Source organism: Streptomyces calvus (assembly GCF_006782915.1).
GTDB classification, from domain to species: Bacteria; Actinomycetota; Actinomycetes; order Streptomycetales; family Streptomycetaceae; genus Streptomyces; species Streptomyces calvus.
This window is the reverse complement of record NZ_VCNP01000056.1, coordinates 512515-527362: the sequence shown is the minus strand read 5'-3', so window position 1 is coordinate 527362 and position 14848 is coordinate 512515. Positions and strand designations below refer to the sequence as shown.

Genomic DNA, 14848 nt, shown 5'->3' with positions numbered 1-14848 from the left:
GCTCACTCCCGCCCGAGTATCTGGGCGGCGGCCTCGATGCCCTCACGGGTGCCGATCACGATCAGAGTGTCGCCGCCGGCGAGCCGGAAGTCCGGCGCCGGGGACGGGATGGCCTCCGCGCGCCGCAGCACGGCCACGATCGACGCGCCGGTCTCGGTGCGCATCCGGGTCTCGCCGAGCAGGCGGCCGTTCCAGTGGGAGACCGTGGACAGCTCGATGCGCTCGGCGACCAGGCCCAGGTCGGTGGTGTGCAGCAGGTTGGGGCTGTGGTGGGCGGGCATCAGCGCGTCGATCAGCGCGGCCGACTCGGCGACCGTCAGGCGCAGCGAATGGGCGCAGGCGTCCGGGTCGTCGGAGCGGTACACGTTGACCGTGCGGGCTCCGTCCCGGTGTGCGATCACGGACAGGTGCTCGTGCTCACGCGTGGTGAGGTCGTATTTCACGCCGATGCCCGGCAGCGGCGTCGCGCTCATCCGTGGAGCAGGCACAGCCTGTCCCCTTCCAGGTTGTTCCGATGTCGTCCGGTGCGTGCTCGCCGACGGCCGAAGTGGTCGCCCGGTGATCCACACCCACAGCGCCCATGGTGCCATCCCGCCATTCGGCCGGAACATGGGTGCTGTCACGGATGGACAGGGGCCGCGCGGGGCGCCGAGGATGACCGGGGAGACCGTACAGCCGCAGGTCGGAGCCCGTCCGGGGGGTGAGTGGCACGATCGGGCGGGGGCGGGTAGGGGTCGCTCTTCACGGGTACTCGGACGGGCCGCCGGGTGGTCGCGCGTTGCCGGAGGCGGTCGTGCGCCGCCGGGGACGGGAGGGTGCAGTGGACGACACGGTGATCGTCGGAGTGGACGGTTCGCCGTCCAGCCTCGCCGCGGTCGACGTCGCGGCCCGGGAGGCCCGGCTGCGCGGCGCGACGCTGCGGATCGTGCACGCCTTCAGCCGGCCCGCCGACCTGGACCCGATGATCCACGGCGTACTGGCCGCGGCCGAGCGGCGCGCCCACGAGCTGGAGCCGGGCCTGGAGATCCAGCGGACCGTGGCGTCCGGCGAGACGCTGACGGTGCTGCAGAGCGAGTCGCGGCACGCGGTGCTCACGGTGGTCGGCGGGCGGGGCCGCAGCGGGTTCGGGGACCTGCTGCTGGGCTCGACGGTGGTGCAGCTGGCCGCGCACGGGCACGGTCCGCTGATGGTGGTGCGCGGCCGGCCGGAACCGCGGGGGCCGTTGCTGCTCGCCGTGGACGGCTCGCCGGCCGGGGACGCGGCGGCCGCCTTCGCCTTCGCGGAGGCCACACTGCGCGGGGTGCCCCTGGTCGCGATGCACGTGTGGAACACCTGGAGCGAGCCGACACCGTACGAGGGCCCGGCCGATCCGTTGAACGTGGTCGTCGACCTCGACCGGCTGCGTCAGCGGCACCGCAGGCTGCTGGAGGAGGCGGTGGCTCCCTGGCGGGCCGCCCGGCCCGAGGTGGCCGTCGAACTCCGGCTGGAGCGGGCCCGGGTCCGTCACGCGCTGCTCGACGCCAGCCGCGAGGCCCAACTGGTGGTGGCCGGGGCGCGGGGTCACGGCGGCTTCACGGGCATGCTGCTCGGATCGGTCAGCCAGGCGCTGCTGTACCACGCCGACTGCCCGGTCACCGTGGTGCGCGCCGAAGGATGAGCGGTGGTGTTCCGGTGCCCGCCGCGGGGAGCGCGGCGGAGGCTCGTCGGACGGAGCCGGGCCGGGAGCCGTCCGGGTACGGCGGCACGGCCCCACGGGCCCGCGGGTGACTCACAGGGCGATCACGGACCGCACCAGCGTGCCCTCGGCGGACCGCAGCACCGTGGTCTCCACCGAGTAGGCGTCGACCAGGGCGAGGCCGCGGCCGAACGCGGCGTCCATGTCGGCCGACTCGCAGCGCGGCGCGGGACGCTGCCGCCAGTGGCCGCAGTCGCGCACCCCCACGGTCAGACAGGTGGCGTCGATCTCGAACATCACCTGCATCTCGGTGCTGCCGCTGTGCAGGACGACGTTCGTCCCCAGTTCGCTGACGATCACGGTGAGCGCTTCCTCCGCCGCCTCCGACAGCCGGTGGCCGCGGGCCACCTCGCGTGCCAGCCGCCGCAGCCGCGGCACCGCCCGCGGGGTGGCCGGGAGGGCCACCACGACCAGGAAGCCCCGGTTCCGCGGTGACACCTGCGCGTGGGGCCGCGCGGACCCCGCCGGCCCGGCCGTCCCGAGGCACGCCCCCGCCGCACTCGGATCAGTCACGTTGCTCACGCCGGACTCCTAGGGCCTGTCGTTTGGATCATCCCGGGGTCGCGGGGTCCGGCACGCGCATCTGCGGCGTTGTCGTCGGTTGCCAACGCTCCGCGTTGTCGCCCTCCTCCGCCTTGCAGCTGCACGCACCGGACCCCGCTCGGGCCCGTCGAAAGGGCACCGCACCTCACAGCCGCGCTGATCCAAACGACAGACCCTAGGGGGCCTGTCGTTCGGATCGCCCCGGGGTGGCGGAGCCCGCCGATCCACCGGGATCGCCGGGCCTTACGGGCTCTACGCTGCCTCCTCTCCGCAGGGCCCGGCAATCAGGGCAGACTGAGTACGGATACGCAAACAACCGGAGACGCGCGTGGAACGGGATGACGACACCATGCCGGACGGAGGCGGGACGGCGGACGAAGCCGAGGTTGCGCTGCGCCGACGACTCGCCGCGGCACTCGACCCGAAGGGACCGGGACGGCCCGTACTACTGCTGATCGAGGGCGCGGCCGGCACCGGCAAGAGCCGTCTGGTGGCCCGCCTCACCGCCGCGCCGACCGGCTCCGCCCGTCGTACGGTCCCGGGCGATCCGCCGGCGGCCGCCGGGCCGGAACTCCTCGTCGCCGAGGACGTGCACCGGGCGCCGGCCGACGACCTCGCCCGGCTGCGCGCCCTGCTCGCCGCCCCGCCCGCCCGCCTCGCGTGCGTCCTGAGCTACCGGCCCGAGGAACTGGCGGTTCCGGGCCTGGTCCTCGGGCCCGACACCGACCTCCCGGCCGCACTCACCGTGGTGCGGCACGTCGTGGGGCCGCTGGACGTCGCCGAGGTGCACCGGATGGCTGTCGCGGCGCTGGGCGCGGACCGCTGCCCGCCGGGACTGGCCGCCGTCCTGCACCGGGTCAGCGGTGGTGTCGCGCAGACCGTCGCGGACCTGCTGGACCGGCCGGACCTGCCGGACCTGCTGCCCCCGGGCCCCGCGGCCGCGGGTCAGCCGCTCGCCGCGGCCCTCGACCGGATCGGACCGCCGCCCCGGCTGGAGATGCTGCTCCGGCGGCGCACGGCCGCCGTGCCCGAGGAGCACCGGCCGATCGTCTTCGCCGCGGCCGTCCTCGACGAGCCCGCCACGTCCCGGGACCTCGCCGCCGTGGCCGGCCTCTCCGGGCCACGCAGCACCGACGCACTGTCCGCCGCGCTGCGGGCCGCCGCGCTCGAGGAACGCGGCGACGGCCGGTACGGCTTCGGCTCACCGCTCGCCGCGGCCGCCGGCCGTCGTACGGCGACGGGCCCGGACCGCGAGGTGCTGCACCGGCGGGCCGCGCGGCTGCTCGTGCGACGCCAGCCGGTGCCGTGGGAACGCGTGGCCGGCCACCGCCGCGCCTGCGGCGACGAACGGGGCTGGCTGCACGCCGTCGAGCGGGCGGCCCGGCAGTTCGAGGACTCCGGTGAGCAGCAGCGTGCGGTCGGCCTGCTGGAGTCGGCGCTGGCCACCGGGCCCGTCCCGGAGCAGGCCCGCTCCCGGCTGGCCCGGCTGCTGGCCCGCTCTGCCGTGATGGGCCTGCGCTCCGACGAGACGCTGAAGGTGCTCCGGCACATCGTCGCCGACCCGGGTCTGCCCCCGGCGGTGCGCGGGGAGATCCGGCTCGACCTCGGGCTGCTGCTGTGCAATCAGATGGGCGACGTGATGGAGGGGCGGGACGAACTCGCGCGCGCGGTCGACGAGTTGACCGGCCGGCCCGTTCCGCTGGCCCGGGCGATGTCCGCGCTGGCGATGCCGTACGGGCCGGACGCGTCGTTCGCCGAGAACGTCGCCTGGATCGAACGGGCCGTGACGGTGGCCGAGGAGTCGGGCGACCCGGTGGTGCAGGCGGCGGTGGCGGCGAACCGGGTGAGCGTCCTGCTCAACGGCGGCGACCCGGCGGCCTGGCCGCTCATCGAGCGGCTGCCCCGCGACAGCGACCTGATCGGCTGCCGCCAGCAGACCTCCCGGGGCCTGTGCAACGCGGCGGACGCGGCGGTGTGGCTCGGTCACTACGACAGCTCGCGCGCCCTGCTCGCCGAAGGCGTCGAACTGGCCGCGCGCAGCGGCGCCGCGTACGCCGAGCAGACCGGCCGCGGCTGCGCGCTCGTCGTCGACTGGGCGACCGGCCGCTGGTCCGGCCTCGCCGAACGGTGCCGGGCCTTCGTCGACGAGTCCGGCGACATGCCCTACCTCGCCTCCGACGCCCGGATGGTGCTCGGACTGCTCGCCCTGGCCCGCGGCGAGTGGGCCGACACCCTCGACCACCTCACCGGGCCCGACGCGGCCGGCCTGGACACCGGCCCGGTGCCGATCTCGGCGACCGCCTCGGGTGCCCTGGTGCGGCTGGCCCTCGCCCACGACGACGTCGCCGGCGCGGCCACCGAGGCAGCCGCCGCGTGGCAGCGGCTGCGTGCGAAGGGGATCTGGGCCTGGGCCGCCGAGCTCGCGCCGTGGGCGGTGGAGGCGACACTGCGGGCCGGTGACCCGTCCACGGCGGGCGCGATGACGGAGGAGTTCGCCGTCGGCCTGGACGGACGCGACGCGCCGTCGGCCGACGCCGCCCTCGAATGGACCCGGGCCGTCCTCGCCGAGCACACGGGCGAGACCGACCGGGCCGCCGCGCACTACGAGCGGAGCGCCGCCGCCTACCGTGCGCTTCCCCGGCCCTACCACGCGGCCCTCACCTCCGCGGGCGCCGCCCGCTGCACCCTCGCTGCCGACGCGGACAGCGGGCCCGCACTCGCCGCGCTCGCCGACTGCGCCACGGCCTTCGACACGCTCGGCGCGACCTGGGACGCCGCACGCACCCGCGCCGACCTGCGCCACCACCGGCCCTCGACGGAACGCCGCCCGCCGGGCCGCCCCCGCTACGGCGACGTGCTCTCCCCGCGCGAGGAGGAGGTGGCGGAGCTCGCCGCGGCGGGCATGTCCAACCGCGAGATCGCCGCGACGCTGCACCTGTCGCCGCGCACGGTGGAACAGCACGTCGCCCGGGCCCTGCAGAAGACCGGCGTGCACTCCCGCCAGCAACTGGGCCGGGTGCTGGGCACGGCGACGCAGTGATGACGCGCCCGCTACCCTCCCCGGCCGCCGCACGGGGCCCGGGCCGTCCGGCGCGCGTCAGCCGAGAAAGCTGAGGCGCACCTGGCGGTGGGGGTTGTCCTTGTTGGTGTCGACCAGGCACACCGACTGCCAGGTGCCCAGTTCCAGTCGTCCGCCCACCACCGGCAGGGTGGCGTGCGGCGGGACGAAGGCGGGCAGGACGTGGTCGCGGCCGTGGCCGGGGCTGCCGTGCCGGTGCTGCCAGCGGTCGTCGGCGGGCAGCAGGGTGTGCAGCGCGGCCAGGAGGTCGTCGTCGCTGCCCGCGCCGGTCTCGATGACGGCGACACCGGCGGTGGCGTGCGGCACGAACACGTTCAGCAGGCCGTCGCGGCCGCCCGCCGCCTGGCGCAGGAAGGCCGCGCAGTCGCCGGTGATGTCGACGACCCGCTCGTCGGAGCCGGTGGTGACGTCGAGGACTCGGGTGGTGAAGGAATCGGACATGCGCTCCATCCTCGCCCATGGGCCGGGCCGGACGCGGGAACGCCGGGCGGAACACGGGCACATGGGGCCGTGGGGACATGGGGACATGGGGACATGGGTGGGGCGCGCGTGTGATCACGGGCGGGAAGATCGACGGCCTCCGCCGTGTTCGTAGAAACGTGAACGACATGCGCGAGGTCGAGGTGGTCGTCATAGGCGCCGGGCAGGCCGGACTGTCCAGCGCCCATCATCTACGGCGGACCGGCTTCGAGCCGGAACGCGACTTTGTGGTGCTGGACCACTCCCCCGGCCCCGGCGGCGCCTGGCAGTTCCGCTGGCCCTCGCTGACGTACGGCAAGGTGCACGGGATGCACGCGCTGCCCGGCATGGAGCTCACGGACGCCGATCCGGCGCGGGCCTCCTCCGAGGTGATCGGCGAGTACTTCGCGCGCTACGAGCGCGCCTTCGACCTGCGGGTGCGGCGTCCGGTGGACGTGCGGGCCGTACGGGAGGGGCCGGGCGGGCGGCTGCTGGTGGAGACCTCGGACGGCACCTGGGCGACACGGGCGCTGATCAACGCCACCGGCACCTGGGACCGGCCGTTCTGGCCGCGCTACCCGGGCCAGGAGACCTTCCGCGGGCGGCAGCTCCACACCGCGCAATACCCGGGGCCGGAGGCGTTCGCCGGGCAGCGGGTGATCGTGGTGGGCGGAGGCGCCTCGGGCACCCAGCACCTGCTGGAGATCGCTCCGTACGCGGCGGCCACCACCTGGGTGACCCGGCGGCCCCCGGTCTTCCGTGAGGGGCCCTTCGACGAGGAGGCGGGGCGGGCGGCCGTGGCGCTCGTCGAGGAGCGGGTGCGGCAGGGGCTGCCGCCGCGCAGTGTCGTCTCGGTGACGGGACTGCCGCTCAACGACGCGATCCGGCAAGGGCTCGCGGACGGCGTGCTCGACCGGCAGCCCATGTTCGACCGGATCACTCCGGACGGTGTGGAGTGGGCATGGGGCTCCCTCCTGCCCGAGCGCGGCCGGGAGCTTGAGGGCGGGCGGCAGGTGGCGGCCGATGTCATCCTGTGGGCCACCGGTTTCCGGCCCGCCGTCGACCATCTCGCGCCGCTGCGGCTGCGGGAGCCCGGCGGCGGGATCCGGGTCGAGGGCACCCGGGCGGTCGCCGACCCGCGCGTCCACCTCGTCGGCTACGGCCCCTCGGCCAGCACCATCGGCGCCAACCGGGCGGGGCGTGCGGCGGTGCGGGACATCCGGCGGTTGCTGGAGCGGGAGCCGGTGGCCGCGTGACGGCCGGTGGCGGCGTGACGGCCGGGGCGGGCCGCGGGGTCGTGGCTGCCGGGGCCGGCCGCGGGGTCGTGGCGGGCCGTCGGCTCAGCCGTTCCGCTGTTCCGCCGGCTTCTGCTGCTGGGCGTTGAACTCGGCGACGTTGCGCTGGTGTTCGGCGTAGTCGGCCGTGAAGCGGGTGTCTCCCGGCTTGACCGTGACGAAGTAGAGCCAGTCACCAGGGGTGGGGTTGATCGCCGCGCGTACCGCGTCCTCACCCGGGTTGTCGATCGGCGTGGGCGGCAGTCCCATGCGCTCGTAGGAGTTGTAGGGGCTGTCGGCCCTGGTGTCGGTGACGGTGGTGCGCAGCGTCGAGCGGCCGAGCGCGTAGTTCAGGGTGGAGTCCATCTGGAGCGGCATCCCGCGCTCCAGCCGGTTGAAGATCACCCGGGCCACCTTGCCCATGTCGGCCTTGTCGGCCGCCTCCGCCTGCACGATGCTCGCGACGGTGACCGCCTGGTAGACGTTCATCGCGTTGCGCTGCGCTCCGGCGGCGATCGGCGCGCCGTTGAACTTCTGGTTGGCGGTGTCGACCATCCGGGACAGCAGCTTCTCGGGAGTCGACGTGTCGTCCAGTGGATAGGTCGCCGGGAAGAGATAGCCCTCCGGGTTGCCCTCGGCCTCGTTCGGCAGCTTGAGCTGCGCCTTGGTCAGGGACTTCTTGGTGGTGCCGGCGGGCAGGGCGAGGACCTTGTCCACGGCGGCGTACACCTGGCTCGCCCGCCAGCCCTCCGGGACCACCAGGGTGGTGGGGCGGGACTCGCCGTCGTCGCTCATGATCAGCAGCGGCACCGCCACGGCGGTGCCGGCCACGGCGGCCCCCAGCGCCGCGAGGGCGAAGCGGCCCCGGCGCGTCAGTCGGATCGTGCTCCGTGACGGAGTGTTCGTCTGCATGCGGGCACGGTAACCCGTATATCGCCATAAACCCGGCATATCTTCATTTTGTCGGCTCCAGTCGGGCGTCCCTGAGTACCAGGGCCGCATAGCGCCCGCCGCGCTCCAACAGCTCGTCGTGCGTGCCCCGTTCGACCGCGCGGCCGGAGTCCAGCACCACGATCTGGTCGGCACCCCGAATGGTGGACAGCCGATGGGCGATGGTCAGTGTGGTGCGGTTGGCGGACAGCGCGTCGATGGCCTCCTGCACGGCGGCCTCGGTACGGGTGTCCAGGGCGCTGGTGGCCTCGTCGAGCACCAGGACCGGCGGGTCGCGCAGGATGGTGCGGGCGATCGCCAGTCGCTGCTTCTCCCCGCCGGAGAAGCGGTGGCCGCGCTCGCCGACCACCGTGTCGTACCCGTCGGGCAGGGCGGCGATGTGGTCGTGGATCTGCGCCGCACGCGCCGCCGCGTGCAGTTCCTCGTCGGTGGCGTCGGGCTTGGCGAAGCGCAGGTTGTCGGCGACCGTGGCGTGGAAGAGGTACGTCTCCTGGGAGACGACGCCGACCGCGCGGGCCAGCGTGTCGAAGTCGAGGTCGCGCACGTCGACCCCGTCGAGGGTGACCCGGCCGCCGGTGACGTCGTAGAGCCGCGGCACGAGGTGGCCCAGGGTGGACTTGCCGGCTCCGGTGGGTCCGACGACGGCGAGGCTGCCGCCCGGCGGAACGGTGATGTCGATGCCGTCGAGTACGGGGCCGCTCTTCCCGTCGTAGCGGAAGGTGACGTTCTCGAAGCGGACCTCGCCCTTGATCCGGTCGAGGTGCACGGCGTCCTCGCGCTCGGTGATGTCGATCGGGAGGTCCAGGTACTCGAAAATGCGCTGGAACAGCGCGAGCGAGGTCTGGATCTGCACGCCGGTGGACAGCAGGCTCACGGCCGGGCGGAACAGGCCCTGCTGGAGCGAGACGAAGGCGACGATCGTCCCGATGGAGACCTCCGGGCCGCCGGTCTGCAGGGCGATGCCGGCCGTCCAGTAGATGACGGCCGGCATGGCGGCCATGACGATCGTGATGACCGCCATGCGCCAGCGGCCGGCCATGTTCGACCGCACCTCCAGGTCGACCAGCCGTTCGGACTCGTCCGCGAAGGCAGCCGTCAGGGAGTCCGAGCGGCCCATGGTGCGGCCGAGCAGGATGCCGCTGACCGAGAGCGACTCGGTGACCGTGGCGGCCATCGCGGCCATCTGCTTCTGGCGCCGGGTGGTGATCTTCTTGCGTTCGTCGCCGACACGGCGGCTGATCCAGACGAACACCGGCAGCAGGACCAGCGAGACGACCGTCAGCCGCCAGTCGAGCGCGAGCATCGCGACGATCGTGGCGACCACGCTGGTGAGGTTGGAGACCAGGGAGGTCGCCGTGGAGGTCACGGTGGCCTGCATGCCGCCGATGTCGTTGGCGATGCGGGACTGCACCTCGCCGGTGCGGGTGCGGGTGAAGAAGGCGAGCGACATGCGCTGGAGCCGGCCGTAGACGGCGGTGCGCAGGTCGTGCATGACGCGCTGGCCGACGGTCGTCGAGATCAGCGTCTGGAGCACGCCGAAGACACTGGTGAGGACCGCACTGAGGATCATGCCCAGCGCGAGCAGGCTGAGCAGGCCGGTGCGGCCCTCGGGGATCGCGACGTCGAGGATCGCCTTCAGCAGGAACGGTGTGGCGACCGAGACCAGCGAGGCCGCGCCGACGAGCAGTCCGACGATCGCGAGGCGGCCGCGGTAGGGGCGGAAGAGCTTCAGGATGCGCCGCACCTGCCGGGGCTGCTCCGGCGCTCCGGCGGGCGGGGTCCAGTCGGGTTCGTGAGGGGGATGCATGGTCTCCTTCGGGACGGATGCGCGCCGGGCGGCTGCCCGGGGCGAGCACAGCTGCTCAGCCCATTGTTACCTATGCTCACAATGAACGGCATCCTGATATTGTTCCCGTATGACCGCTCCCGATCCCGAAGGCCTGCTGGCCGAGCAGTTGCTCCGGCTCACTCGCCGGGTGCATCGCATCCAGAAGCGCCATCTGGAGCGGCGCGAACTCGGCATCACCCCCGCTCAGTCACGGCTGCTGCGCACGCTGGCGCACTACGGCTCGCCGCCCCGGATGGCCGATCTGGCGCAGCGGCTCGAGGTGGTCCCCCGGGCCGTGACCACGCTGGTCGACGGGCTGGAGGCGAACGGCAAGGTGCGGCGGGTGCCGGATCCCGCCAATCGACGGGTGATCCGGATCGAGCTCACCGACGACGGGCGCGCGGCACTGCGCGAACTGCGCGCCGCGCGCCGTTCGGCCGCGGAGGAGATCCTGGCCCCGCTGGACGGCCAACAGCGCGAGGCGCTGGGCGAGTTGTTGGACACCCTGGTCGACGGGGCGGTCAGCAGCGGGTGTGGCGGGCCGGCCGGCCGACCCGGGTGACGACGGACCGGCGGCACGTCCCGCCGGTTCCGGTTCCGTGCGGTGGTGCGGAAAACCGGTTGCCTCCCCCTACGTAGCGGCGTCAACCTGTCACGGTTTGCTGCGTCCGTCCGCGGGCGGACGCAGGTATGCCCGCACACCTTCCGCACCCACGCGCGCCCTTCTCCGCACACCTGCTCCCGCGCTCTTCCGCTTCCGCCCTCCCTGATCCGAGCCACTGGGACGTCATGCAGATTCAAGACCTTCCGTTTCCCGACCCCGGGGTGCCCGACGCCCGCTCGGGTCCCCGATTCCTGTGGTGGCTCTTCCGCAACCAACTGCCGGGCCAGCTCAAGTCGTTGGCCTGGGGCCTGCTGCACTTCGCCTCCGTCGCCTCGCTGCCGTTCAGCGTCGGGCTCGCCGTGCAGGCGGCGCTCGACCGCTCCGGCGGCCGGCTGGCGCTGGCGGGCGGTCTGATGGCGCTGGCCTGTGCCGGCAACGCGGTCGGTGACACGTTCCTGCACCGCGCCGCCGTCACCAACTGGATCACCGCCGCCGCACGCGTCCAGCAACTGCTGTCGCGCAAGGCCGCGGCGCTCGGCTCCGCGCTGACCCGGCGGGTCGCCGCCGGCGAGGTCGTGGCCGTCTCGACCGGCGACGTCGAGAAGATCGGCTGGTTCGTGGAGGCCCTGTCCCGGTTCACCGCGGCGGCCGTCACCATCGTGGCTGTCTGCGTCGGCCTGGTCGTCTACCAGCCGGACCTCGGTGTCGTCGTCGCGGTGGGACTCCCCCTGCTGGCCGTGGCGGTGCTGCCGCTGCTGCCCCGGGCCACCCGGCGGGCGGACGTCCAGCGGGAGAAGGCCGGGCGGGCCACCGAACTCGCCTCCGACACCGTCGCGGGGCTGCGCGTGCTGCGCGGCATCGGCGGAGAGGAACTGTTCCTCGACCGCTACCGCCGCGCCTCCCAGGAGGTCCGGCGCGCCGCCGTGCGCAGCGCCCGGATGTGGTCCCTGATCGCCGCCATCCAGGTGCTGCTGCCGGGCCTGCTGCTGATCACGGTGGTCTGGTACGGCGTCCACCTCGCCCGCGACGGCCGGATCGCCGTGGGTGAACTGGTCACCGTCTACAGCTCGGTCATGGTGCTGACGTACCCGCTGCGGCACTTCGAGGAGATCGCGATGGCGTACTCCTTCTCGAGGCCGTCGGCCAAGCGGGCCGCGCGGGTCCTGTCGCTGGACCGGGCCACGGACACCGCGGGCACCCGCGACGCCGAGGCGCCGTCCGGCGACCTGTACGACCCGGCGACCGGTCTGCTCGCGCCCGCGGGACGGCTCACCGCCGTGGTGTGCGGGGACCCGGACGCGGCGGGACGGCTGGCCGAGCGCCTGGGCGGACATGCCGCGGAACAGGGCACGTCGGTGCTGCTGGGCGGGGTGCCCCTGGACGAACTGCCGCTGGAATGCGCCCGCACCGCCGTCCTCGTGCAGGACAAGGATCCGGTGCTGCTGTCGGGAACCCTGCGCGAACTGCTCGACGTGCCCGCGTCCGGTGCGGTCGATCCGCGCGACGCACTGGACGCCGCCCAGTGCGGGGACGTGCTGGCGGCACTGGTGCAGGGCTCCCTCGGCGCCGACGACCCGATGGACGCCCGGATCACCGAGCGCGGGCGGTCCCTGTCCGGTGGCCAGCGCCAGCGGCTCGCGCTGGCCCGGTCGCTGGTCACGGACCCCGAGGTGCTGGTCCTGGACGAGCCGACGTCGGCCGTCGACTCGCACACCGAGGCCCGTATCGCCCAGGGTGTGCGCGCGTTGCGTGCGCGGCGGACCACGGTGGTGTTCACCTCCTCCCCGCTGTTGCTGGACCGGGCCGACCGGGTGGTGTTCCTGCACGGCGACACGGTCGCGGCGGTCGGCGGCCATCGCGAACTGGTGCGCACCGAGCCCCGGTACCGGGCGGTGGTGACGCGCGAGACCGAAGCCGAGGCGGAGGCCCAGTCGGCGGAGGTCCGGAGCGAGGACGCCGGGCTGCCCGGCGGCGCGGCCCGGGACAAGGACGGCGCACTGTCCGGGGGCGTGACCCGGAAGCCCGGGGACGTGACCCGGAAGAAGGACGGCGCGCTGCCCGGCGGCGAGGGACCGAAGCGTCGGGACGCGGCGCCGGGCCGTCTCGAACAGCTCGAAGAGATCGAAGAGTTCGAAGAGTTCGAAGAGCTGCAAGAGATCGAAGAGCTGGAAGAGCTGGACGAGCTGGAAGAGATCGAGGAGACAGCATGATCGGCGTGGCGCCACCGGCCTACGACCCGGCGGCCCCGACCGCGGCCGGCACCCTGCCCGTGGGAGCGCCCGCGACCGTGCGCGCCTACGTGGCGGAGCTGCTGCGCCGGCACCGCCGGGCCTTCCTGCTGCTGATCACCGTGAACACGGTCGCCGTGGTCGCCTCCATGGTGGGCCCGTACCTGCTGGGCGGGCTGGTCGAACGGGTCTCGGACCGGGAGCGGGAGCTGCATCTGGGCCTGACGGCCGCGCTGTTCGTGCTGGCGCTCGCCGTCCAGGCGACGTTCGTGCGGCAGGTGCGGCTGCGCGGGGCGATGCTCGGCGAGCGGATGCTGGCCGATCTGCGCGAGGACTTCCTGGTGCGGTCGGTCGGGCTGCCGCCGGGCGTGCTGGAGCGGGCGGGCACCGGCGATCTGCTGTCGCGGATCACCACCGACATCGACCGGCTCGGCAACGCGATGCGCGAGGCCGTGCCTCAGCTGGCCATCGGCGTGGTGTGGGCCGTGCTGCTGCTGGGCGGCCTGGTCGTCACGGCACCCGAACTGGCCCCGGCCGTGCTGGTCGCCGTGCCGCTGCTGGTGGTCTGCTGCCGCTGGTACTTCCGGCGGGCGCCCGCCGCCTACCGTTCGGAGGCCGCCGGGTACGCGGCGGTGGCCGCCGCACTCGCCGAGACGGTGGACGCGGGCCGGACCGTGGAGGCGCACCGCCTCGGCGCGCGCCGCGTGGCCCTGTCGGACCAGCGGGTCCGGGAGTGGACGGCCTGGGAGCGCTACACGCTGTGGCTGCGGTCGGTGCTGATCCCCGTCATCAACATCACCCATGTCACCGTGCTCGGCTCGGTGCTGCTGATCGGCGGTGTGTTCGTCCTGCAGGGCTGGACCGGTGTGGGCCAGCTGACGACGGCGGCACTGATCGCGCAGATGCTCGTGGACCCGGTGGGGCTGATCCTGCGCTGGTACGACGAGCTGCAGGTGGCGCAGGTGTCGCTGGCCCGGCTGGTCGGTGTCCGGGACATCGAGCCCGACGCCGGTGACGCCGAGCTGACTCCCGAAGGCCGCAGGGTGCACGCGGACGAGGTGCGTTTCGGATACCGCGAGGGCGTGGACGTCCTGCGCAAGGTGTCCCTCGAGGTCGCACCGGGGACGAGGATGGCGCTGGTCGGCCCGTCGGGTGCGGGCAAGTCCACTCTGGGCCGGCTGCTCGCCGGTATCTACGCGCCCCGGGACGGCCGGGTCACCCTGGGCGACGCCGAACTGTCCCGGATGACCGCGGAACGGGTCCGCACGCACGTGGCCCTGGTCAACCAGGAGCACCACGTCTTCGTGGGCTCCCTCCGCGACAACCTGCGGCTCGCCCGGACGGACGCCGAGGACGCGGAGCTGTGGGCCGCGCTCGGCGCGGTCGACGCGGACGGCTGGGCCCGTGCGCTGGACGACGGCCTGGACACCGAGGTCGGCTCGGGCGGGTTCACGCTCACCCCGGCGCAGGCGCAGCAGATCGCGCTGGCCCGGCTGGTGCTGGCCGACCCGCACACGCTGGTCCTGGACGAGGCGACGTCGCTGCTCGACCCGCGCGCCGCGCGTCACCTGGAACGCTCCCTGGCGCGCGTCCTGGACGGCCGGACCGTCGTCGCCATCGCCCACCGGCTGCACACCGCCCACGACGCGGACGTGATCGCCGTGGTGGAGGACGGCCGCATCAGCGAACTGGGCAGCCACGACGAACTGGTCGCGGCGGACGGCGCGTACGCGGCCCTGTGGCGATCCTGGCACGGCTGACGAGCGGGCCCGGAGCCGCGTGACGCGGGTTCCCGCAGCGTGCGGGGCCGAGGCGCGCCATGCAGGGCGCAGGGCCGTAGCACCGTGCAGGGCGCAGGCACAGGGGCAGAGCGGGGGCCGCGGGCTCGGGTCCTGGTGGAGCGCGGGGACCGTAACGCCGCAGGGCGCGGGTCCCCGTGCGTGGGGTCGCAGGCCGGGGGCCGGGGCCGCGGCGTCGCGGGCGACCGGCGCGGAACTCGGGGGTTTTGGCGCGGTGCGGGTGCCCCGGCCCGGCGAGCGGTGCCCGGTTTCCCTCGGGGCGGAGGGCCGGGGACGGCGGCCGGCCGGCTGTGGGGCGGGCCCGTGCCGTGCTGCCCGCCGGGGCCGTGGCGTTGCGCTGCGGGGAGC

At 74.2% G+C, this 14848-nt stretch carries 11 protein-coding genes; 6 read left to right on the top strand and 5 right to left on the bottom strand.

Annotated elements, in window-relative coordinates; translation table 11 throughout:
* Window positions 1-2 precede the first annotated feature (2 nt).
* Window positions 3-473: a cation:proton antiporter regulatory subunit gene (locus FGW31_RS30685; RefSeq protein ID WP_161174623.1), complete on the bottom strand. Its 471-nt coding sequence runs from the start codon at window positions 471-473 to the stop codon at window positions 3-5.
* A gap of 347 nt (window positions 474-820) precedes the next feature.
* Between FGW31_RS30685 and FGW31_RS30680 the strand changes: the two genes are divergently transcribed.
* Complete coding sequence (locus FGW31_RS30680; protein ID WP_182674882.1) at window positions 821-1657, top strand: universal stress protein; 837 nt, start codon at window positions 821-823, stop codon at window positions 1655-1657.
* A gap of 111 nt (window positions 1658-1768) precedes the next feature.
* On the opposite strand, the gene FGW31_RS30675 is transcribed toward FGW31_RS30680, so the two are convergent.
* Window positions 1769-2257: an ATP-binding protein gene (locus tag FGW31_RS30675; protein ID WP_233452595.1), complete on the bottom strand. Its 489-nt coding sequence runs from the start codon at window positions 2255-2257 to the stop codon at window positions 1769-1771.
* 349 nt (window positions 2258-2606) lie between these two features.
* On the opposite strand from FGW31_RS30675, the gene FGW31_RS30665 reads away from it, so the two are divergent.
* Window positions 2607-5318 carry a helix-turn-helix transcriptional regulator gene (locus tag FGW31_RS30665; protein ID WP_233452594.1) on the top strand — a complete coding sequence of 904 codons (2712 nt, stop codon included), beginning with the start codon at window positions 2607-2609 and terminating at the stop codon, window positions 5316-5318.
* A 57-nt stretch (window positions 5319-5375) separates the two neighbouring features.
* Here the strand turns inward: FGW31_RS30665 and FGW31_RS30660 are convergent, their stop codons facing one another.
* On the bottom strand, window positions 5376-5798 hold the full coding sequence (locus tag FGW31_RS30660) for a YjbQ family protein (protein WP_142196799.1): 423 nt from the start codon (window positions 5796-5798) through the stop codon (window positions 5376-5378).
* Window positions 5799-5956: 158 nt separating this feature from the next.
* Between FGW31_RS30660 and FGW31_RS30655 the strand changes: the two genes are divergently transcribed.
* Window positions 5957-7072 (top strand): NAD(P)-binding domain-containing protein, encoded by a 1116-nt coding sequence (locus FGW31_RS30655; protein ID WP_182674885.1) that lies wholly within the window; start codon window positions 5957-5959, stop codon window positions 7070-7072.
* Window positions 7073-7156: 84 nt separating this feature from the next.
* Here FGW31_RS30655 and mltG read toward each other — a convergent pair whose 3' ends face one another.
* Both mltG and FGW31_RS30645 read right to left on the bottom strand, forming a co-directional pair.
* Window positions 7157-8002: an endolytic transglycosylase MltG gene (gene mltG / locus FGW31_RS30650; protein ID WP_142196797.1), complete on the bottom strand. Its 846-nt coding sequence runs from the start codon at window positions 8000-8002 to the stop codon at window positions 7157-7159.
* Between the two features lie 43 nt (window positions 8003-8045).
* A complete protein-coding gene (locus FGW31_RS30645) occupies window positions 8046-9848 on the bottom strand; it encodes an ABC transporter ATP-binding protein (RefSeq protein WP_142196796.1) in 1803 nt (600 codons plus the stop codon).
* 109 nt (window positions 9849-9957) lie between these two features.
* Here FGW31_RS30645 and FGW31_RS30640 point away from each other — a divergent pair, with 109 nt between their 5' ends.
* The 3 genes from FGW31_RS30640 (at window position 9958) to FGW31_RS30630 (ending at window position 14461) form a co-directional block, all read left to right on the top strand.
* Window positions 9958-10431 carry a MarR family winged helix-turn-helix transcriptional regulator gene (locus FGW31_RS30640; protein ID WP_142196795.1) on the top strand — a complete coding sequence of 158 codons (474 nt, stop codon included), beginning with the start codon at window positions 9958-9960 and terminating at the stop codon, window positions 10429-10431.
* Between the two features lie 227 nt (window positions 10432-10658).
* Complete coding sequence (locus tag FGW31_RS30635) at window positions 10659-12683, top strand: ABC transporter transmembrane domain-containing protein (RefSeq protein WP_233452593.1); 2025 nt, start codon at window positions 10659-10661, stop codon at window positions 12681-12683.
* A complete protein-coding gene (locus FGW31_RS30630) occupies window positions 12680-14461 on the top strand; it encodes an ABC transporter ATP-binding protein (RefSeq protein WP_142196794.1) in 1782 nt (593 codons plus the stop codon). Before FGW31_RS30635 ends, FGW31_RS30630 begins: the two co-directional genes overlap by 4 nt.
* Window positions 14462-14848 lie beyond the last annotated feature (387 nt).